This window comes from Thermoactinomyces daqus, from assembly GCF_000763315.1.
Classification (GTDB): domain Bacteria; phylum Bacillota; class Bacilli; order Thermoactinomycetales; family Thermoactinomycetaceae; genus Thermoactinomyces_A; species Thermoactinomyces_A daqus.
Genome location: NZ_JPST01000028.1, coordinates 87929 through 106061, shown reverse-complemented (window position 1 = coordinate 106061; position 18133 = coordinate 87929). Strand labels below are relative to the sequence as shown.

Annotated in this window: 21 protein-coding genes and 1 riboswitch; of the genes, 20 read left to right on the top strand and 1 reads right to left on the bottom strand. The window is 50.1% G+C overall.

Going from position 1 to position 18133, the window contains the following annotated elements; translation table 11 throughout:
• Positions 1–227: 227 nt before the first annotated feature.
• Positions 228–563 carry a hypothetical protein gene (locus JG50_RS0112695; protein WP_033101479.1) on the top strand — a complete coding sequence of 112 codons (336 nt, stop codon included), beginning with the start codon at positions 228–230 and terminating at the stop codon, positions 561–563.
• A gap of 202 nt (positions 564–765) precedes the next feature.
• On the opposite strand, the gene JG50_RS0112690 is transcribed toward JG50_RS0112695, so the two are convergent.
• Entirely contained in the window at positions 766–1317 is a 552-nt protein-coding gene (locus JG50_RS0112690; RefSeq protein ID WP_033101478.1) for an NADPH-dependent FMN reductase, read from the bottom strand.
• A 118-nt stretch (positions 1318–1435) separates the two neighbouring features.
• Here JG50_RS0112690 and JG50_RS0112685 point away from each other — a divergent pair, with 118 nt between their 5' ends.
• The 19 genes from JG50_RS0112685 (at position 1436) to JG50_RS0112595 (ending at position 18091) form a co-directional block, all read left to right on the top strand.
• Positions 1436–1903, top strand: coding sequence for a MarR family winged helix-turn-helix transcriptional regulator (locus JG50_RS0112685; protein ID WP_033101477.1), 468 nt, complete (start codon positions 1436–1438; stop codon positions 1901–1903).
• 352 nt (positions 1904–2255) lie between these two features.
• The gene (locus JG50_RS0112680) at positions 2256–4199 is read left to right on the top strand and encodes an immune inhibitor A domain-containing protein (protein ID WP_052154291.1); all 1944 of its coding nucleotides are present in this window, start codon (positions 2256–2258) and stop codon (positions 4197–4199) included.
• 148 nt (positions 4200–4347) lie between these two features.
• Positions 4348–5538 carry a D-alanyl-D-alanine carboxypeptidase family protein gene (locus JG50_RS0112675; RefSeq protein WP_033101476.1) on the top strand — a complete coding sequence of 397 codons (1191 nt, stop codon included), beginning with the start codon at positions 4348–4350 and terminating at the stop codon, positions 5536–5538.
• A 125-nt stretch (positions 5539–5663) separates the two neighbouring features.
• Positions 5664–6017, top strand: a complete 354-nt coding sequence (gene spoIIAA, locus JG50_RS0112670) for an anti-sigma F factor antagonist (RefSeq protein WP_033101475.1) — start codon at positions 5664–5666, stop codon at positions 6015–6017.
• Positions 6014–6466: an anti-sigma F factor gene (spoIIAB, locus tag JG50_RS0112665; protein WP_033101474.1), complete on the top strand. Its 453-nt coding sequence runs from the start codon at positions 6014–6016 to the stop codon at positions 6464–6466. The genes spoIIAA and spoIIAB overlap by 4 nt, the downstream gene beginning before the upstream one ends.
• 9 nt (positions 6467–6475) lie before the next feature.
• Positions 6476–7243: an RNA polymerase sporulation sigma factor SigF gene (sigF, locus tag JG50_RS0112660; protein WP_033101499.1), complete on the top strand. Its 768-nt coding sequence runs from the start codon at positions 6476–6478 to the stop codon at positions 7241–7243.
• A gap of 143 nt (positions 7244–7386) precedes the next feature.
• Complete coding sequence (locus JG50_RS0112655; RefSeq protein ID WP_033101473.1) at positions 7387–8010, top strand: stage V sporulation protein AA; 624 nt, start codon at positions 7387–7389, stop codon at positions 8008–8010.
• Positions 7994–8416: a stage V sporulation protein AB gene (locus JG50_RS0112650; protein ID WP_033101472.1), complete on the top strand. Its 423-nt coding sequence runs from the start codon at positions 7994–7996 to the stop codon at positions 8414–8416. The genes JG50_RS0112655 and JG50_RS0112650 overlap by 17 nt, the downstream gene beginning before the upstream one ends.
• 21 nt (positions 8417–8437) lie before the next feature.
• The gene (gene spoVAE / locus JG50_RS0112645; protein ID WP_033101471.1) at positions 8438–8791 is read left to right on the top strand and encodes a stage V sporulation protein AE; all 354 of its coding nucleotides are present in this window, start codon (positions 8438–8440) and stop codon (positions 8789–8791) included.
• 4 nt (positions 8792–8795) lie between these two features.
• A complete protein-coding gene (locus tag JG50_RS0112640; protein WP_081943913.1) occupies positions 8796–9383 on the top strand; it encodes a stage V sporulation protein AE in 588 nt (195 codons plus the stop codon).
• Positions 9384–9513: 130 nt separating this feature from the next.
• Positions 9514–10863 carry a diaminopimelate decarboxylase gene (lysA, locus tag JG50_RS0112635; protein ID WP_033101470.1) on the top strand — a complete coding sequence of 450 codons (1350 nt, stop codon included), beginning with the start codon at positions 9514–9516 and terminating at the stop codon, positions 10861–10863.
• A 191-nt stretch (positions 10864–11054) separates the two neighbouring features.
• The gene (locus JG50_RS0112630) at positions 11055–12014 is read left to right on the top strand and encodes a COX15/CtaA family protein (RefSeq protein ID WP_052154289.1); all 960 of its coding nucleotides are present in this window, start codon (positions 11055–11057) and stop codon (positions 12012–12014) included.
• 134 nt (positions 12015–12148) lie between these two features.
• Positions 12149–12289: riboswitch (FMN riboswitch) on the top strand.
• A gap of 164 nt (positions 12290–12453) precedes the next feature.
• Positions 12454–13566 carry a bifunctional diaminohydroxyphosphoribosylaminopyrimidine deaminase/5-amino-6-(5-phosphoribosylamino)uracil reductase RibD gene (gene ribD, locus JG50_RS0112625; RefSeq protein WP_033101469.1) on the top strand — a complete coding sequence of 371 codons (1113 nt, stop codon included), beginning with the start codon at positions 12454–12456 and terminating at the stop codon, positions 13564–13566.
• Position 13567: 1 nt separating this feature from the next.
• Positions 13568–14218 (top strand): riboflavin synthase, encoded by a 651-nt coding sequence (gene ribE, locus JG50_RS0112620; protein ID WP_033101468.1) that lies wholly within the window; start codon positions 13568–13570, stop codon positions 14216–14218.
• Between the two features lie 13 nt (positions 14219–14231).
• The gene (locus JG50_RS0112615) at positions 14232–15428 is read left to right on the top strand and encodes a bifunctional 3,4-dihydroxy-2-butanone-4-phosphate synthase/GTP cyclohydrolase II (protein ID WP_033101467.1); all 1197 of its coding nucleotides are present in this window, start codon (positions 14232–14234) and stop codon (positions 15426–15428) included.
• Positions 15429–15445: 17 nt separating this feature from the next.
• Positions 15446–15916 (top strand): 6,7-dimethyl-8-ribityllumazine synthase, encoded by a 471-nt coding sequence (gene ribH, locus JG50_RS0112610; RefSeq protein WP_033101466.1) that lies wholly within the window; start codon positions 15446–15448, stop codon positions 15914–15916.
• Between the two features lie 18 nt (positions 15917–15934).
• Complete coding sequence (locus JG50_RS0112605) at positions 15935–16687, top strand: segregation and condensation protein A (RefSeq protein ID WP_033101465.1); 753 nt, start codon at positions 15935–15937, stop codon at positions 16685–16687.
• A 13-nt stretch (positions 16688–16700) separates the two neighbouring features.
• Positions 16701–17321, top strand: coding sequence for an SMC-Scp complex subunit ScpB (scpB, locus tag JG50_RS0112600; RefSeq protein ID WP_081943917.1), 621 nt, complete (start codon positions 16701–16703; stop codon positions 17319–17321).
• Between the two features lie 320 nt (positions 17322–17641).
• Positions 17642–18091, top strand: coding sequence for a PTS sugar transporter subunit IIA (locus JG50_RS0112595; protein WP_033101463.1), 450 nt, complete (start codon positions 17642–17644; stop codon positions 18089–18091).
• Positions 18092–18133 lie beyond the last annotated feature (42 nt).

Sequence of the window (18133 nt, the reverse complement as noted above, 5' to 3'; positions counted from 1 at the left end):
GTGGGGTTTGTCATCAATCTCGGCCCTCTGAAGAGGGCTGGATTTTTTTATGAGAAAAAATGCAATTATTTTTAGCAATCACTATGCTTTTTTCCCTTTAAAAAAGGCAAAAGAGGGAAGAAGGAAGATTTGCCGAAATATACATAAAGGGAACAAATTTGCCTGCCTGACTCGAAGTCGTTTTTTGAAAATTCAGCCCGTGCAGCAGAGGCAAAGGAGGGATCTCCATGGATTACTGGGTAGAGTTGGGTCTGGAGGAAAAAGTATTGAAGATCCTGGAGGCAGCAAGACAATCGGGGGGAGAAGCTGCGCTGGACGGCCATGAACTGGCGATTGAACTGTTGAAAAGGGAACCATCCCTGCTTCAGGGAACCTCCCTGCGTTTGCGCGGATCATCGACGGAATCATTCGGCCTTTATCTTGCCAAGCAATTATCCACTCGCATTCTGCATCATCAACTGCCGCTCCTGATGCGAAAAGTGAACAAAAGCATGAAGGTATATACGGCGCCGGACGGGTCGGCTTTTACTGCGAATATGACTGAAAAATTTTATCTCCCATAAAAATGAAAGCGCTTTAATTTTAATGGTTTCGGCCACAAGGGGGGGGATCGCTCCTTGTGGCTTTTTCTTAACGTTTGCCGGAAGCAGGGCACCAGGCCAGGTCATTGGAAACGAAGGAAGAAGAGGGACCTTGATCCTCATCCGATTCTTTTCATCCCCGAATTTGGACGAAAAGAGGTTTCAGTATATGATGTAAGCCTTTTCAATCAGTTGCAGTCGATTGCTTTTTTTGCAACAAGGCAGTATAGTGGATCAATTCTTCTGTGACTGATGCCAAGCGTTCCTTGACGGCTTCATGAACAGCACCCGTGTCGTCAAGATCGGTTTTATCCACGACGCATTGGCCTGGCAGCACCAGTCCCCCGACGCCGCGAATCACCAGGCGCAGATTATTGAGGGCGTTAATCCCCCCTTTGCCCCCGCCGCTGATCGCCGTGAGCGAGACCGGCTTTTGATCAAAATGGCTTCGGTTCAAAAAATCAAGCGCGTTTTTTAAGGCGCCGCTGATCCCGTTGTGATATTCGGGTGTGCAAAAGAAAAAGCCGTCCGCCTGCTCCGCGATTTTTTGCAGATGCTTTACTTCCGGATGGGCAAAGGTCTCTTCTTCTCCGTTGAATATGGGCAATACGTGAGCGCTCAAATCATACAACAGCACATCGATGCCTCTGGATTTAAAAAAATGGAAGGCGGTCTCGGCCACTTTCTGCGAATTGGAGTTTTTGCGGGGACTGCCGCTGAATATTAATATTTTCATGCGATTCGCTCCTTCATTGACTATTATTTCAAATTTGATATAATAAATTTTGTGATAATTATATAATTTGCGGCTATGTTTTGTCAAATTACAACAACTCGTTTTAAAGGATGTGGTCTTGATCAAGAACGGAGAAATTGAACAATCTATGCATTTATTGCGTGTTTTGGCGCGTTCCTATTCAAGTGTTTCCACCCATTCCTTCGGTTCTTGCAAAAAGTTTGGCTTTAACCCGACGGAATTCGCCGTATTGGAACTTTTATACCATAAAGGGCCGCAGAAGCTGAATGAAATCGGGAGCCGCCTGCTTCTGGTCAGCGGGGGAGTCACCTATGTCGTTGATAAAATGGTGGCAGCTGGATTGGTGATTCGGGAACCTTGCCAGACCGACCGCCGCGTCATCTATGCAAAACTGACGGAGAAAGGGAGAAGGACCATAGAGGAAATCGCCCCAAAGCATGCGGAAAATCTGCACGAAGCCGTCAGCGGACTTACTCCGGCAGAAAAGGAAAAGCTGATTGACCTGTTGAAAAAGATGGGAAAAGAGGCAGAGCGGAAATGGAAGGAGAAAAGCAGCAGGATATAAACGGATCAGTTTGTTTACAGGAGCCTGTCGGGGATTGAGTCCCTGCCGGCTTCCCAAAATCCTTCCATGAATACATACAGTATGGGGCTTATTAACAGGTCTAAAAAATATATATTGAAAAAATACTAAATTCATTTATAATTGTATTGTCTTTTCTATTTGTTTAGAGAAGGGGGAGCGGTATGAAGTTCAATAAGAATTAAGCAAAGACGCTTCGCCGGAGGAAATTGAAAAAGCGGTTCAAAACTATGTTTCTCGTGGAAAGACCCCGTTCAGCAAAACAGACGGAATCGATACGTCATCTTCTTTTGGTAAGCGGGCGTTCAAAAACAGAAGAGCTTTCCAGAAGAAAATGGACAAGAAAGTTGCCGGATTCAAAGAGGAGTCGACGAAAAAGACAGGTAAGAATCATTTTTCCGATAATGCCGTGGTCGCTCTGATCGAGTTTCCGGATCTCAAACATAATCAGATTCCGCCGAACGATGACGGCACATCCCTCTGGACCAAGGATTTCAGCCCTGAGCATTATCAAAAACTGCTCTTCAGCAAAGACGGCTATACCACGGACGATGGCAAGAAACTGATTTCTTTCACCCAGTATTACCAGCAACAGTCGGCAGGCTACTGGTCGATTTCCGGGAAGATCACCCCGTGGATTGAAGCGCAGCACAATGCCGCATACTACGGGGAACACATAAAAGTCGGGGATTACGAAGATAACGACGCCCGTCCTCGGGATCTGGTCAAGGAAACACTGACGGAAGTGGGCAAGCTGATTGCCGGCCATGAGTCAGAGTACGATCAACGTGATCCCTACGACCTCGACGGTGACGGAAATGTAATGGAACCAGATGGTTTGCTGGACAACCTCATGATCGTCCACTCCGGCATGGGTGAAGAAGCGGGCGGCGGTCAGTTGGGCCCCGATGCGATCTGGTCCCACCGTTCGGTGATCGGACAGGCACCTGTACCAATCCCCGGAACAAAACTAAAAGCGTATGATTACATCATTCAACCCGAAGACGGGGCAGCAGGTGTTTTTGCCCACGAATACGGCCATAACCTGGGTTTGCCCGATGAATACGACACGGGTTACACCGGTTCGGGCTCTCCTGTGGAAGCCTGGTCCATCATGTCTTACGGCAGTTGGGCGGGCAAGGTTCCCGGAACGGAGCCGACGGGGTTCAGCCCTTACGACAAACTGTTCTTCCATGAAACCTACGGTGGCAACTGGCCGGTTCCAACCGTGATTGACTTTAAGAATTTCTACGGTCACCGGACATTCCCCCTGAAAGAAGCCGTGGCGAATACCAAGCGCGGAAAAATGCTGAAAATCGACCTGCCTGATCGTCTGGTCGATCCGCCAACCCAGCCGCTGGGCAAAAAATCGTATTTCTCCACCAAAGGAAATTCGCTTGATACCAGTATGACTTCTCCGGTGATTGACCTGACCAATGCCAAATCACCCAAACTTTCCTTTGATTCCTGGAGAGATATTGAGGCAAATTATGATTACCTGTATCTGAAGGTGAAAGCAGATGGTGCGGACCAGCCAGTCACAGTCAAGGAATACACCGATTCAACCGATGGAAAATGGGTGAATGACCAAATTGATCTGACCCCTTTTGCCGGCAAAAAGATTCAATTGACGTTTGAGTATGTGACGGACATCGGTCTGGCCAAAGAAGGATTCTATGTGGATAATATCGACGTGTCGGACAACGGCCAAACGCTGTTCCACGATGATGCCGAAGGCACGCCGCAATTTACCTTGGACGGGTTTAAAGTGTTTGACGGTTCCAAAATCCCATTCCCGAACTATTATCTTGTGGAATGGCGGAACCACAACGGTGTGGATCAGGGATTGGCCCATATCCGCCGCAACAACAGCTTCCTGGTTTATAATCCCGGAATGCTCGTCTGGTATTACGACGGGCGTTGGGGAGATGACAACATGACCGGACTCCATCCGGGCGAAGGCTTCCTCGGACTTGTCGACGCCCATCAGTTCGGATTTTATTGGAACGACGGAACGGTCGGCTCGACTCGCTACCAGCTGGCGGATGCCGCATTTGGCTGGAAGCCGACGGTGCCAATTGATATTACGTATCCGGATTCATACATGAAATACGATTCCCTGCCGGGTGTGCCCGTATTTTTTGACGGGAATGATTACAGCAGCCCGTACAACCCCGACGGAGGAAAAATTTTGCCTTACAACGGAGTAAAACTTGTTGTGAAAAAGGCAAACCGAAATGACTCAGAAGCATGGGTCGAACTGTCGAAAGTCAAATAATCTCAATCAGAAAAAGGCCTTCCCTGCCGAGTGGGGAAGGCTTTTTTCCGTCCCCGGGTTATCCAAAAAGACTTGGGATATTTTTTGGGAATAATTTTCCAAACGCCTGCTCACACTAAGAACACTGCTGCATAGGAGGGAATGTGGAATGCTGAAAAAGTTCAGCAGGTTCATCTTGTCCATCAGTGTAACATTGCCATTGATGTTTGCGCATACGACCGCCTTTGCTGAAGGGGCGGAAACGGATCTGGCGCCAAACAGCTTATCTGCGGTGTTGATCGATGCATCCACGGGTAAGGTGCTGTTTGAGAAGAATAGCCACAAACCGTTGCCCCCTGCCAGCATCACGAAATTGATGACGATGTTGTTGGTGATGGAAGCGGTGGATGAAGGAAAGATATCCCTGAAGGACCAGGTTCGGGTGAGCGAATACGCCGCCTCCATGGGCGGAACGCAAATCTTCCTGGAACCGGGCGAACAGATGAGTGTGCATGATCTGTTAAAAGGAGTGGCGATCGCTTCGGCAAATGATGCTTCAGTCGCTTTGGCTGAATATATCGGCGGGACGGAAGAAAATTTTGTCGCGATGATGAATAAAAGAGCGAGTGAATTGGGGTTGAAAAATACCCATTTTCAAAACTCGAACGGCCTGCCGGCAGACAATCATTATTCCTCCGCTTATGACATCGCGATCATCTCGCGCGAATTGTTGAAACATCCGCGCATTACCCAGTATACCGGGGTTTATCAGGATTACCTCAGACAAAACAGCAAAAAACCGTTCTGGCTGGTAAACACCAATAAATTGGTTCGTTTTTATCCCGGACTCGACGGGCTGAAAACAGGATTTACCTCCGAGGCGAGATTTTGCCTGTCGGCAACCGCCCAGCGGAAACATCTTCGCGTCATCGCCGTAGTGATGGGCGAACCGGATGCAAAAACGCGCAACAAGGAAGTCTCGGATATGCTGGACTATGCTTTCAACCGCTATACAAGTCACTTGTTGTATAAAAAAGGAGCTGTCATTGCCGAAAAAGCGATCGAAAAAGGAGACCCGGGAGTGGTTCGCATCCGCGCCAACCAGCCGTTCAGCCTGTTGATGGAAAAGGGAGAAAAGATCAGCGACTATCAGCAAAAATGGGAATGGAGAAAATTAAAGGCTCCCATTTCCAAAGGAGACGTTCTGGGAAAAGTCCAATTTCTCAAGGACGGGAAGGTAGAGGCGGAATTGGAACTGGTCAGTGCGGTCGATGTACAAAAGGCGAATCTTTGGTCCTCGCTGAAACAAGTATTGAAAGACGTATTCTATCTGCCGGGCAATATCAGGGAACAAGATTAACAACGCGGATCGGGGAGTTCCGTTTGATGTCGGAGATCCTCGATTTTTTTGTTATTTTCTGCCGGGGAGGAAGAGCAAAGAAGGGTGTAGAAATAGGGGATTAAAACAGAGAGAGGAGTACGGTTATGAGCCTGAATATTCAAGTAAAGCATTTTAAAAGTGTGTTGATTGTCCGGCTTCAGGGAGAATTGGACCATCATTCGGCGGAAAAAGTGCGAAATACCATCGAGCGCGAATTGGCACAGGAGTCGATTTCCCATCTGGTGCTCAATTTGGCCGATCTCGATTTTATGGACAGCTCCGGTCTCGGGGTGATTCTCGGCCGTTATAAAAAAGTATCGCAACTGGGAGGGAAAATGTTGCTCTGCTCGATTCAACCGTCCGTGCACCGCCTGATGGAAATGTCGGGATTATTCAAGATTGTACCTACATACGAAGATGAACATAGCGCGATTCTCGCTTGTGGGGTGGCGTCATGAAAGAGTCGGGAAAAAACGTGATGGAGCTCAAGTTTTCCAGTCGATCGGAAAATGAAGCATTTGCCCGCGTGGCCGTGGCATCCTTTGTTTCGCAATTGGACCCGACGGTGGAGGAATTGACCGATATCAAGACGGTGGTATCCGAAGCGGTCACAAATGCCGTGATTCACGGGTATGAAGAGCGGGATGGAATCATCTGCATCCGCACGGAAATCGATGGGGAGCGCGTCAGCATTACCATTTCCGATCAAGGTGTGGGGATTTCCGATGTCAATTTGGCCAGGCAGCCCCTTTATACTTCCAAGCCTGAGCTGGAGCGGTCAGGGATGGGTTTCACCATCATGGAAAATTTTATGGATGAAGTGATCATCCATTCCAAGCCGGGACACGGCACGACGGTTCATATGGTTAAATATCTGAAAAGCCGGCAAAAGTCGTTGGCGAATTGAGGGATGTCCATGGAAGCAGACATTCGCAACCATAAGTTGAGCCATCTCTCTGACGATGAAGTGAAACAACTGATCCTCGACAGTCAAAAAGGGGACATGGAGTCGAGAAACCGTCTGATCAGCCACAACATCCGTCTGGTGTGGTCCGTTGTCCAGCGTTTTCTGAATCGCGGCTACGAGGCCGAGGATCTCTTCCAAATCGGCTGTATCGGTTTGCTGAAAGCCGTCGATAAATTTGACCTGAGCTATGATGTGAAATTTTCCACGTATGCCGTCCCGATGATTATCGGTGAGATTCAGCGTTTTTTACGCGATGACGGGATGGTGAAAGTGAGCCGTTCGCTCAAGGAGATGGCCAATAAAGTGCGCAAGGCGAAAGATGAGCTTTCCAAGAAGCTGAACCGGCTTCCGACCATCCAGGAAATTGCCGCGGAAATCGGGGTGGAGCCGGAAGAGATCGTCTTCGCGCAGGAAGCGAATCGCGCTCCAGCCTCTATTCATGAAACGGTTTATGAAAATGACGGCGACCCGATTACGCTGATGGATCAGATTGCCGATGAACCGGTTACGTCATGGTTTGACAAGCTGGCCATTAAAGAGGCCATTCACCGTTTGTCCGAAAGGGAACAGCTCATTGTCTACCTGCGCTTTTTCAAGGACCAAACCCAATCGGAGGTGGCCGAGAGGCTTGGAATCTCCCAGGTTCAGGTTTCCCGTCTGGAGAAGAAGATCATCGCCCGGATGCGGGAAGAACTTGATCTGAGCAGAGAAACATGAGAACGTGTGGAAAATGCACGGGAAGGTCAGGGAAACGCATATTTTCACAGAAGTCAATGAAAGCGCCGAGAACGGTTTTTTATATTCTTGTCAAAAAGAAGCATACTATTAAAGGATCATCCTTGGTGGAAAGGAGGTTTCCCGTGAAGCCGACTGTATATGTGAGATTGAGGAAAAAGATCGAAGTTGATCCGGAGCAAGTCATCCGGTTAAAGGATATCTGTCAATTGGTGGCGGATGAACCATACCGGTATCTGGGAAACCTGCCTGTTCATACGGCTTCATTGAAGAATGGAAATTACGCTTTGGTTGATGCTGTTCACATCATGCGTTTGATCAAAGAGAGGCAACCGGAGCTGGATGTGTGGCACATAGGGCCGACACAAACCCTGATCGAGATCAAAACCCCGGATCCGATGCCGAAACGGTTGCCGGTGGCAATTGTGATGCTCATTCTGTTTATCGGTTCCGGACTGGCGATCATGAACTTCCATGCCGATGTGAGCATGAAAGAGGTGCACGCCCGGATCTATTATATGTTGACAGGAATTCATGACAAACATCCGTTGCTTTTGCAAATTCCCTATTCGATCGGCATCGGGGCAGGCATGATTCTGTTTTTTAACCGCTTGTTCAAACGCCGTTTCAATGAAGAACCCAGTCCGATGGAACTGGAAGTGTTTTTGTATCAGGAAGCAATGGAACAATACATTATCCATGATGAAAAACAAAAAATGGGGCGAACGACCCATGCAAATCCTGATTGATTTGATTCTGATGGTGATTGGCCTGTCCGGCGGAATTGCCGTCGGCGGAGGTTTCGTCGCCTTTATCACCGTGTTGGATATTGTTCCGCGGCTCGTTCAAATGACGCGGACGTTCCGTACGATTATGCTGTACGAGTATGCGATTGTGTTCGGCGTCGTTTTTTTTACCTGGGTGGATTTTCGCGACTATTCTTTTTCCTTGCCACGCGTAATTGCAGGTGTGGTGGGGGTGTTTATGGGGATCTTCATCGGTATGCTGGCTGCCGCCTTGACCGAGGTGGTCAATGTGATTCCCATTATGGCCAAACGGCTGAAGATGCAGGTGCACCTCGTTTACCTGATTATGGCCATGACGATGGGGAAAGTGGCTGGTTCTTTGTTTGAATGGCTGTTTTTTGAGTTTTAAATGAAAGGATGTGAATTGCTAATGGGTTCATTTTGGGCGGCTTTTCTCGTCGGCGGATTGATCTGTGTCGTCGGGCAGCTGTTGATTGACGGAACAAATATGACGCCGGCTCATGCTCTGAGTTTGCTTGTGGTGGCAGGAGCGGTATTGGATGGCTTGGGTTTATATGAGCCTTTGATTCAATTTGCCGGGGCCGGGGCCACTGTCCCGATCACAAGTTTTGGCAACGCGCTGGTGCACGGGGCATTGATGGAAGCAAAAAAGCACGGACTTATCGGGGTATTGTCAGGCATTTTTGAGATCACCAGCGCCGGGATCTCCGCAGCGATTATCTTTGGTTTTTTAACGGCTGTGATCTTTAAACCCAAAGGTTGATATTATGGAAAGAAGGCAAGTAATCCTGGTGACGGACGGAGATCAGGCAGCCAAGACAAGCCTGGAGGTGGCGGCACGGCGGGTCGGAGGCCGCTGCATTTCATTGTCGGCGGGAAATCCGAGCCATTTGAGCGGCCCGGAACTGGTGGAATTGATTAAACAGGCTGCGAATGATCCTGTATTGGTCATGTTTGATGATTGCGGTTTGGCAAGAGAAGGGGTGGGCGAACAGGCGCTGAAATATGTGGCGACACATCCGGACATTGAAGTGCTGGGGGCGATCGCCGTAGCTTCAAACTGCAAAAACAGCAAAGGAACCCCTGTCCATGTCACGGTGAACCGCTGGGGACAACTCACAGCGAACAGCGTGGATAAATTCGGCCGGCCCCAATACCGCCACCCTCTCAGGATTTTCGGCGATACGGTTGAAGTGTTGAATGAAGTTGCCGTTCCCTTTGTTGTGGGAATCGGGGATATAGGGAAGATGGGACGCAAGGACGGCGTGGAACTGGGGGCTCCGGTTACCACCAAGGCGGTGCAACTGATTCTGGATCACTATCGGCGCGCTCCGAAGACCCCGTCCCGTCCATAAGCGAAGGAACCGGTCTGTATCGGCATTCTTACCGGCTCTTTAATTAATTAAAGCGGAAAAAAGTTTCTGTTTATTTCTGCTTCAATTTGTCGTATAGTAGTGGATAAACATAAATTAAGGAGTCGGTAGCATGTACCTGCACGGAACAAGCAGAATCAATGAAGCTGGGCATTTGGAAATCGGCGGCTGCGATGCGGTGGAACTGGCCAAACGGTTTGGCACGCCGCTTTACGTGATGGACGAGGCCTGGATTCGCAGCCGGATGCGTAATTTCGTCAAAGCGGCAAAAGAGACGATGATTCCCTTTCGGGTCGCATATGCGAGCAAAGCTTTCAACACACTTGCCATGTGCCGGCTGGTCGATGAAGAGGGATTGCTGCTCGACGTCGTCTCGGGAGGAGAATTGTTTACCGCACTGCGGGCCGGAATGCCGGCAGAGAGAATCTATTTCCATGGAAACAATAAATCCCCGGCAGAGATCGAACTGGCGCTGGACGCCGGGATTCGACTCTTTGTGGCAGACAATTTCACTGAATTGGAGATGCTGGAGGCCATTGCCGCGCACAAGGGCAAAGTGGCCCGCGTCATTCTCCGGGTGAGCCCGGGAGTGGAGGCGCATACACATGCGTATATCCAAACGGGTCAGGCCGATTCCAAGTTCGGATTCGATCTGGAAAGCGGCCAGGCCCTCCAAGGTGTTCGGATGGCGGAAGAGGCTGGACATCTCTGTCTGGAAGGGTTTCATTGCCATATCGGTTCACAAATCTTTGAGACGGAAGCATTTGAACTGGCAGCCGAAAAGATGGCCGGGTTGTGCAAGGACAGCTACGGACAGTTTGGCTTTGAAACGAAAGTGCTCAATATGGGCGGCGGGTTTGGCATCCGCTATGATGAGAATGACCATCCCCAACCGGTCGAACGGTATGTAAACATAATTGCGGACGCGATGAAAAAGCAATTTGCCGGTCTCCCCTTCCTGCCGGAGATCTGGATTGAACCGGGCAGGGCGATTGTAGGAACGGCGGGAACGACGCTGTATACGCTGGGCACGGTGAAAGAAGTTCCCGGGGTGCGCAAATACGTGGCTGTCGACGGGGGGATGACGGACAACCCTCGTCCGGCTTTATATCAGGCGAAGTATGAGGCGTTTTTGGCCAACCGGGCGCTAGAAGAGGCGGAAGAAGTGGTCTCGATTGCCGGAAAATGCTGTGAAAGCGGAGATATGTTGATTTGGGATCTGCCTCTTCCTGCGGTGAGACAAGGCGATTTGCTGGCGGTTCCCTGTACGGGTGCCTATAACTACTCCATGTCGAGCAACTATAACCGTTTCCCACGGCCGGCTGTCGTGTTTGTGCAAAACGGGCAGGCGGAATTGGTTGTGAAGAGGGAAACGTATGAAGATCTGATCTCCCATGATGTGATTCCGAAGCGTCTTTTAAAAAACGCTCCGGCAGCGGAGCTTGAAATGATCAGGAGTTGAAGGGAAGTTCGATGATGCTGCGGCAATGGAACGCGAAGCAGCTTTTTCCGTGGTATCCCTCCCAGGGCATTGAGGCATCATCCTCCCCATTTGTGAGAAGTTTGTGCCTGTTTCCTGAAAATTAAACGACCAGGTTCAGACTGTGGTAAGATGGTAGAGGCGAATCGCCTCTTGATTAGGGGGGAGTTATCTTGAACGAACAACGTTTGCTGCGCATTTTGGCGGTTTTCACGTCAATGGGCGCATATTTGATGGTATTGATGGGAGCGATCGTGAGCGCGACTGAATCGGGCCGGGGGTGCGGCGGTTCCTGGCCTTTTTGCCATGGACAACTCATCCCGCAGTCGATGCCGGTCGATACTGTGATTGAATATAGTCACCGGATTATTTCGGGAATTGATGGGTTTTTTATCCTGCTGCTGACGGTGTGGATCTGGTTCCGGTTTAAAAAGGATCAGCGGGCGAAAATCTTAAGCGGGATGAGCCTGTTTTTTGTCGTTTTGCAAGGTGCCTTGGGAGCGTTGACAGTTGTGTTTGAGGAAACCTTTTCCAAAAACTTCGCGCTGGCGCTCCATTTCGGTTTTTCTCTCATTACTTTTGCCAGTGTGGTTCTGTTGACCGTCCACTTCTTCCAGAACAGGCAGGGAACAGTCGGGAAGAAAGTCTTCCCGGTTTCACAGCGGATGAAAACGGCCGTTTGGGCACTTTCCGCTTATACGTATGTCATTGTTTATACCGGGGCATTGGTTCGGCATACCGATGCGACCATGGCTTGTGGGTATTCATTCCCGTTTTGCGGTGGCCTTTATCTTCCCAATCTCAGTTCACTTGCGGGGATTCAGATGTTGCACCGATTTGGGGCGTTTTCCCTCTGGATTCTCGTTCTCCTGTTCATGATCTTGGTCCTGCGGAGTTATCGGGCGCGAACAGACCTGGTTCGTGCAAGCATCATGGCGCTGATTTTGATTACCTTGCAGGCGGTGAGTGGTGTCATCATCATTTTGACAGGAGGGAAGCTGGTGCCGGAAATGGTTCACAGCACGATTATTTCGGTCTTTTTCTGCGTTCTCTCCTATCTCTGCATGCAAGTTGGCACCCCTTGGGGAAAAAAGCGGCCGGTATTGATTCCTGAAGAGGGGATCACCCATTAAAGATGGAATGGAATAATAGACGGGAAGGATGATTCCTTCCCGTTTTTTAATGGCAACATGAACACGCGCTCGACATTTTTTTCTTGTTGGGCTATACTCATTCATAGAAGGTGAACAATTGAATGATTGTATCTTGCATCCTTCGGGGCAGGGTGAAATTCCCGACCGGCGGTGATGATGGCGATTCGTTGCGATCTCAGCCCGTGACCCGCTTTTGCGGTGGATTCGGTGAAACTCCGAAGCCGACAGTATAGTCTGGATGGGAGAAGGATGAATGGGACTGGTGTACCCTTTGATCGCTGTTTTTTAAAAGCGGAGGTTAAAGGTTTATTTCTGCATGCCTTGATATTGAACGGTACACCGCCTGCTTCTTCCGATTTCTGCCTCGAATTTCAAGCGAATTCGAGGTTTTTTATTTTCTCAAGGTAAGGAGAGACCCATGGAAACACATGAGCATTGGATGAAGTTGGCCGTCAATCTGGCAAGATCGGCGGAAGGGCAGACCTCTCCAAATCCAATGGTGGGAGCTGTGGCGGTAAAAAATGGCCGGATGGTTGGTGTCGGGACCCATTTGCGGGCCGGGACGCCACATGCCGAGGTGCACGCCCTGAACATGGCAGGGGAGGAAGCGAAAGGGGCTACTTTGTATGTTACGCTGGAGCCCTGCAACCATTTCGGGAGAACCCCGCCATGTACGGAAAAAATAATTGAGTACGGGATCAGCAAGGTTGTGATCGGATCGCTTGATCCTGATCCCAGGGTTTCAGGCCAAGGAATCGCCCGGTTGCGCGAAGCCGGGATCGAGGTGGTTTCAGGCGTTCTCGAACAGGAGTGCCTGCGCATGAATGAAGCTTATTTTCACCATCGGCGCACGGGCAAACCTTTTGTTGCCTTGAAAATGGCAACCACCCTGGATGGAAAGATTGCCACCGAAAACGGGGACAGCCGATGGGTCACGGGAGAAAAAGCACGAGCCCGTGTTCACGATTTGCGCCGCAGGTATGATGCCATTCTTGTCGGGAGCGGAACCGTGCTGGCGGATAATCCCCGGTTGACTGTAAGGCTGGGTGGCGAAGCGGCCAATCATCCTTTGCGTGTCATTGTGGACAGCACGCTTCGCACTCCGCCCGATGCGCTGGTGACGGATGTGGCCGAGGCACCGACCTGGATTTTTACCACCGAGCGCAAAGATCCCAAGGCTGAAAAGCGTCTGAGCGAGAAGGGGGTGCGTGTGATCACGGCAGGTCGCGGTCCGCGTGTGGATTTGGATGCCATGCTGGCCTTTCTCGGTGAACAGGGAATCTTGTCCTTGCTTGTGGAGGGCGGGGGTGAAATCAATGCCTCCTTTCTTTCCGGGGGACATGTGCAGAAAGTGATTACTTTTCTGGCTCCCAAGTTGCTCGGGGGAAAAGACAGCCGTTCCGCCATCGCCGGATCCAATCCGCAGCGGATGGCCGATGCCGTCCGGTTGCGCGACCTCGATATTGAACGGATCGGCGAGGATTTTCTCATCATGGGATATGTAGACCAAGAGACAGGAAAGGATGGGTGACATGTTTACTGGAATCGTTGAAGAAGTGGGCCGGGTGCGAAACATAAAGAAAACGCCCCTCACGATGACGATCGCCATCACTTGTCAAAAAGTGTTGGAAGGGACGAAACTGGGAGACAGTATTGCCGTAAACGGCGTTTGTCTGACGGTTACGGAGTTGGGGGCGGATTATTTTACCGCCGATGTGATGCCGGAGACCGTGAAACGGACCAATCTGCATGAATTAACCCTTTCATCTCCCGTTAATCTGGAGCGGGCGGTTGCCGCCGGACAGCGCATGGGAGGCCATTTTGTGCAGGGGCATGTCGACGGAGTCGGGACGATTGTCGCCCGGACACCGTATGAAAATGCGGTTCTGTTTCGCATTCAAGTCGATCCGCATCTGACGGAATATATGGTTGAAAAGGGATCGGTTGCCATGAACGGCATCAGTTTGACCATCGTTGAAACGGGAGATGATTTCTTTACCGTTTCCGTGATTCCCCACACGATTCAGGAGACGATGCTGAGTGAGGCCCACCCTGGAACCAAGGTGAATGTGGAAGTGGATATGATCGGCAAGTACATTGTTAACCATCTGAACAAACGATCCGGTTCCCCGTCAACTTCTTTGAGTGTGGAGAAATTACAAGAGACAGGGTTTATCGGTTAAGGGGGGAGAGTACATGTCATTTCATACGATTGAAGAAGCGCTTGCGGATTTGAAACAAGGAAAAATCATTATTGTTGTCGATGACGAGGACCGGGAAAATGAAGGGGACCTGGTGGCACTCGCGGAAAAAGCAACGCCCGAAGTGATTAACTTCATGATCACTCATGGGCGGGGACTGGTTTGTGTTCCACTTGAAGAGAAAAGAGCGAAAGAACTGGACTTGCCGATGATGGTAAGCCACAATACCGACCGGCACGGTACGGCCTTTACGGTTTCGGTGGACGCCATGAATACCTCTACGGGTATTTCCGCATTTGAACGGGCCGATACCATTGGACAACTCATCGATGAGAAAAAAGGGCCGAATGATTTCCGCCGTCCTGGTCATATCTTTCCGTTGATTGCCAGAGAAGGCGGCGTGCTGAGAAGAGCGGGGCATACGGAAGCCGCTGTCGATTTGGCCCGGCTTTGCGGAGCTTATCCGGCCGGAGTCATCTGTGAAGTGATCAAGGAGGACGGCACGATGGCCCGCGTCCCCGATTTAATCGAGCTGGCGCGCACGTTTGACCTGAAGTTGATCACGATTCAGGATCTGATTCAGTACAGACGTCAGAAAGAAACATTGATCCATCGCGAAGTGTCGGTTCGCATGCCGACGGAATTCGGCGAATTCACGATGGTGGGCTATTCCAATGATGTGGATTACAAAGAGCACGTCGCCCTGGTCAAAGGCGAGATCGATCCGGACCGGCCGGTTTTGGTCCGCGTTCACTCGGAGTGTCTGACGGGCGATGTCTTCGGATCAATGCGCTGCGACTGCGGTCCCCAGTTGCACGCGGCTCTGCAGAAGATCGAAGAAGAGGGATCGGGCATTCTTTTATATATGCGGCAGGAAGGGCGCGGCATCGGCCTGTTAAACAAACTGCGAGCGTATAAATTGCAGGAAGAAGGTCTGGATACTGTTGAAGCCAATTTGCGCCTCGGATTTCGCGATGACCTCAGGGAATATGGAATCGGGGCTCAAATCCTGCGTGATCTTGGGGTTCGCAAAATACGACTGATGACCAATAATCCGCGCAAGATTACAGGACTTAAAGGGTATGGACTCGAAGTGGTAGAGGTTGTCCCGATTGAACTGCCGCCAAACAAAGTGAACCGCAAATATATGGAAACCAAAAAAACAAAGCTGGGGCATCTGTTGCACCTGTAAAGTGGGAGGATACTGTTATGGCAAACATTTTTGAAGGAAATCTGGTTGCAGAAGGAAAACGATTTGCGATTGTGGTGAGCCGATTCAACGAATTTATTACCGGGAAACTGCTGGAAGGCGCATTGGATGCCTTAAAACGCCATGGAGCAGAAGAGCGGAACATCGATGTCGCCTGGGTTCCAGGGGCTTTTGAAATTCCGTTGGCAGCCGATCGAATGGCCGCATCGAAGAAATATGACGCCGTCATCACTTTGGGCTGCGTCATTCGCGGGGCGACCAGCCATTACGATTATGTTTGCAACGAAGTTTCCAAAGGGGTGGCAGCGGCAAGCCTGCGTCACCATTTGCCTGTCATTTTTGGGGTTGTAACCACGGAAAACATCGAACAGGCAATTGAGCGCGCAGGAACAAAAGCGGGCAACAAAGGCTGGGAAGCGGCAGTAAGCGCAATCGAAATGGCAAATTTGCTGCATCAGTTAAACCGATAAGAAAGACGGGATTGAGCGGTGGATGTAAAAATCAAACTCGATATGTTTGAAGGGCCGCTTGACCTTCTGCTGCACTTGATTGAAAAAGCGGAAGTCGATATTTATCAGATTCCGATCGCACGAATCACGGATCAGTATGTGCAGGTGATTACGGCTGCCCAGGAGCGGGAGCTGGAAGTAGCGAGCGAATTTTTGGTGATGGCCGCCACACTTTTGGCCATCAAGAGCAAAATGCTTTTACCCAAACAGGAGCTGATCGAAGAAGATTTTTCGATGACGGAAGAAGAGGATTGGTTTGACGATCCCCGGACAGAGCTTGTGGAAAGACTGCTGGAATATAAGCGCTACAAGCGTTTGGGGGAAGTGCTCAGGCAGAAGGAAGCGGAGCGGAGCAAAGTATTTTCACGACCTCCGCTCGATCTCACCCCCTATACGCCTGAAGTGAACCCGGTCGAAGGACTGACTCCCGATGATCTGTTGCAAGCGTTTGTCGAGGCGCTGAAAAACAGGCAGCCACAGGAGCCGATGGCCAAAGTCGCGCGGGAGGAGATTTCCGTCAGCGAGCGAATGGAGGAGATTCATCAGGAATTGCTGCAAAAAGGGCAACTGTTTTTCACCCACCTTCTGCATTGGGGAACGGTCAGCAAAGAACGGGTGATAACGACGTTTCTGGCTTTGCTTGAGCTGATGAAATTGAAGAAAATCGTTTGCAGGCAACAAACCTTGTTCGGTGAAATATTGATAGAACCACTGGAGATCGGGGTGAGCTAGGATGAAGCCGGAAATGAAACCAGTGATCGAAGGCTTGCTCTTTGCGGCAGGAGACGAGGGACTGAGCCTGAAAGAACTGTCCGAAGCAACGGGATTGTCTAAACATGAGGCGGAACTTCTGATTCATGAACTGCGTGTTGACCTGAAAGAAGCGGGACGGGGCATCCAGATTGTCAAAGTGGCTCAAGTCTACCAGATGACTACGCTTCCCGAACACGCTCCGTACTTTGAGAAATTGGCTCAAGCGCCCAGCCGCAGCGGTTTATCCCGGGCTGCTCTGGAAACATTGGCGATTGTGGCCTACCGTCAGCCGCTGACGAGAATGGAGATTGAGGAAATTCGCGGCGTCAAGAGCGAACGTGTCATCCAGGTGTTGCAGCGCAAAGGGCTGATCAAAGATGTCGGCAGGGCGGAAGGGGCGGGACGTCCCATCCTGTATGGCACTACAAAAGAATTCCTGGAATACTTCGGGCTTAATCGCCTCGATGAATTGCCGCCGGCCGATTCCATTTTCGATTGGCAGGAATGGGAACAAGACCGCCGCGATTTGTTTGCGCGTCTGGGAATGGAAGTCGACCAAGAGACCGCCGGGCCGGATGAATGGGATGAAGAGCCGACTTCGGTCGAAATTTAAAAAAGTTGTTTTAGCGGGCCATCATCGGCCCCTTTTTTCTGTAAAATGCATAGCTGGCAGGGCATCTTCTTCCTCTTTGAGTTCCTGATAACCAGTCAGGGAACCCCGCTTCCTTTCCGGGGTTTGCTCGGTTTTCGGTTTCGTGCAACCGTTTTCTTTTTTAATTGAAAATGGGGAAGGATTGAAGGCAAAAAAAGAGAATCAGGTCAAACAGAGCCTTTGGTTGTTGCCCGTTTTTTGGTGCAAACGATGGGCGCAGATATGAAATTTTTGTTCATCCGGGTTTTCCGGGGGTTCTTTTTTAAGGAGGAGAACGTCGCTTGTTACATCATTTGATCACCCGAGAGACGATTGTATTGAAAGATTTTGTGAGCAATTGGAAGGAAGCCATAAAATCGGCAGCGGAACCGCTTCTGAAGCTAGGTTTGATCCGCGAAGAATATGTGTCGGCGATGATTGAAATCATAGAAAAACTGGGGCCTTATGTTGTACTTACTCCTCATGTGGCAATTGCCCATGCGAGACCGGAAGCGGGTGTGAACCGACTGTCGATGAGTTTGTTGCGTCTGAAAGAGAGCGTTTTCTTTGGCATGGGGAAAGAGGTTCATCTGGTTATCGTGCTGGCTGCTGAAGATAACCAACTCCATCTCAAAGCTTTGGCGGAGCTTGCCAGCCTGCTCCGTGAAGAGGAAAACGTGGATAAAATCATTCATGCGGAGAATCCGGATGAGATTTTGACGATCATTCGCCGCTATTCCGCAGAAGATTAAAATTTCTTGTATAGATCCCGGTCATCTTGCCAAAAATACGGA

What these genes read in the sequence shown, in the direction of transcription:
- ribD (WP_033101469.1), top strand. Translation starts at nt 12,454, where the DNA reads ATGGAAACACATGAGCATTGGATGAAGTTGGCCGTCAATCTGGCAAGA.
- JG50_RS0112615 (WP_033101467.1), top strand. Translation starts at nt 14,232, where the DNA reads ATGTCATTTCATACGATTGAAGAAGCGCTTGCGGATTTGAAACAAGGA.
- JG50_RS0112690 (WP_033101478.1), bottom strand. Translation starts at nt 1,317, where the DNA reads ATGAAAATATTAATATTCAGCGGCAGTCCCCGCAAAAACTCCAATTCG.
- spoIIAA (WP_033101475.1), top strand. Translation starts at nt 5,664, where the DNA reads ATGAGCCTGAATATTCAAGTAAAGCATTTTAAAAGTGTGTTGATTGTC.
- scpB (WP_081943917.1), top strand. Translation starts at nt 16,701, where the DNA reads ATGAAACCAGTGATCGAAGGCTTGCTCTTTGCGGCAGGAGACGAGGGA.
- ribE (WP_033101468.1), top strand. Translation starts at nt 13,568, where the DNA reads ATGTTTACTGGAATCGTTGAAGAAGTGGGCCGGGTGCGAAACATAAAG.
- spoVAE (WP_033101471.1), top strand. Translation starts at nt 8,438, where the DNA reads ATGGGTTCATTTTGGGCGGCTTTTCTCGTCGGCGGATTGATCTGTGTC.
- JG50_RS0112650 (WP_033101472.1), top strand. Translation starts at nt 7,994, where the DNA reads ATGCAAATCCTGATTGATTTGATTCTGATGGTGATTGGCCTGTCCGGC.
- ribH (WP_033101466.1), top strand. Translation starts at nt 15,446, where the DNA reads ATGGCAAACATTTTTGAAGGAAATCTGGTTGCAGAAGGAAAACGATTT.
- lysA (WP_033101470.1), top strand. Translation starts at nt 9,514, where the DNA reads ATGTACCTGCACGGAACAAGCAGAATCAATGAAGCTGGGCATTTGGAA.
- JG50_RS0112680 (WP_052154291.1), top strand. Translation starts at nt 2,256, where the DNA reads ATGGACAAGAAAGTTGCCGGATTCAAAGAGGAGTCGACGAAAAAGACA.
- JG50_RS0112695 (WP_033101479.1), top strand. Translation starts at nt 228, where the DNA reads ATGGATTACTGGGTAGAGTTGGGTCTGGAGGAAAAAGTATTGAAGATC.
- JG50_RS0112640 (WP_081943913.1), top strand. Translation starts at nt 8,796, where the DNA reads ATGGAAAGAAGGCAAGTAATCCTGGTGACGGACGGAGATCAGGCAGCC.
- sigF (WP_033101499.1), top strand. Translation starts at nt 6,476, where the DNA reads ATGGAAGCAGACATTCGCAACCATAAGTTGAGCCATCTCTCTGACGAT.
- spoIIAB (WP_033101474.1), top strand. Translation starts at nt 6,014, where the DNA reads ATGAAAGAGTCGGGAAAAAACGTGATGGAGCTCAAGTTTTCCAGTCGA.
- JG50_RS0112675 (WP_033101476.1), top strand. Translation starts at nt 4,348, where the DNA reads ATGCTGAAAAAGTTCAGCAGGTTCATCTTGTCCATCAGTGTAACATTG.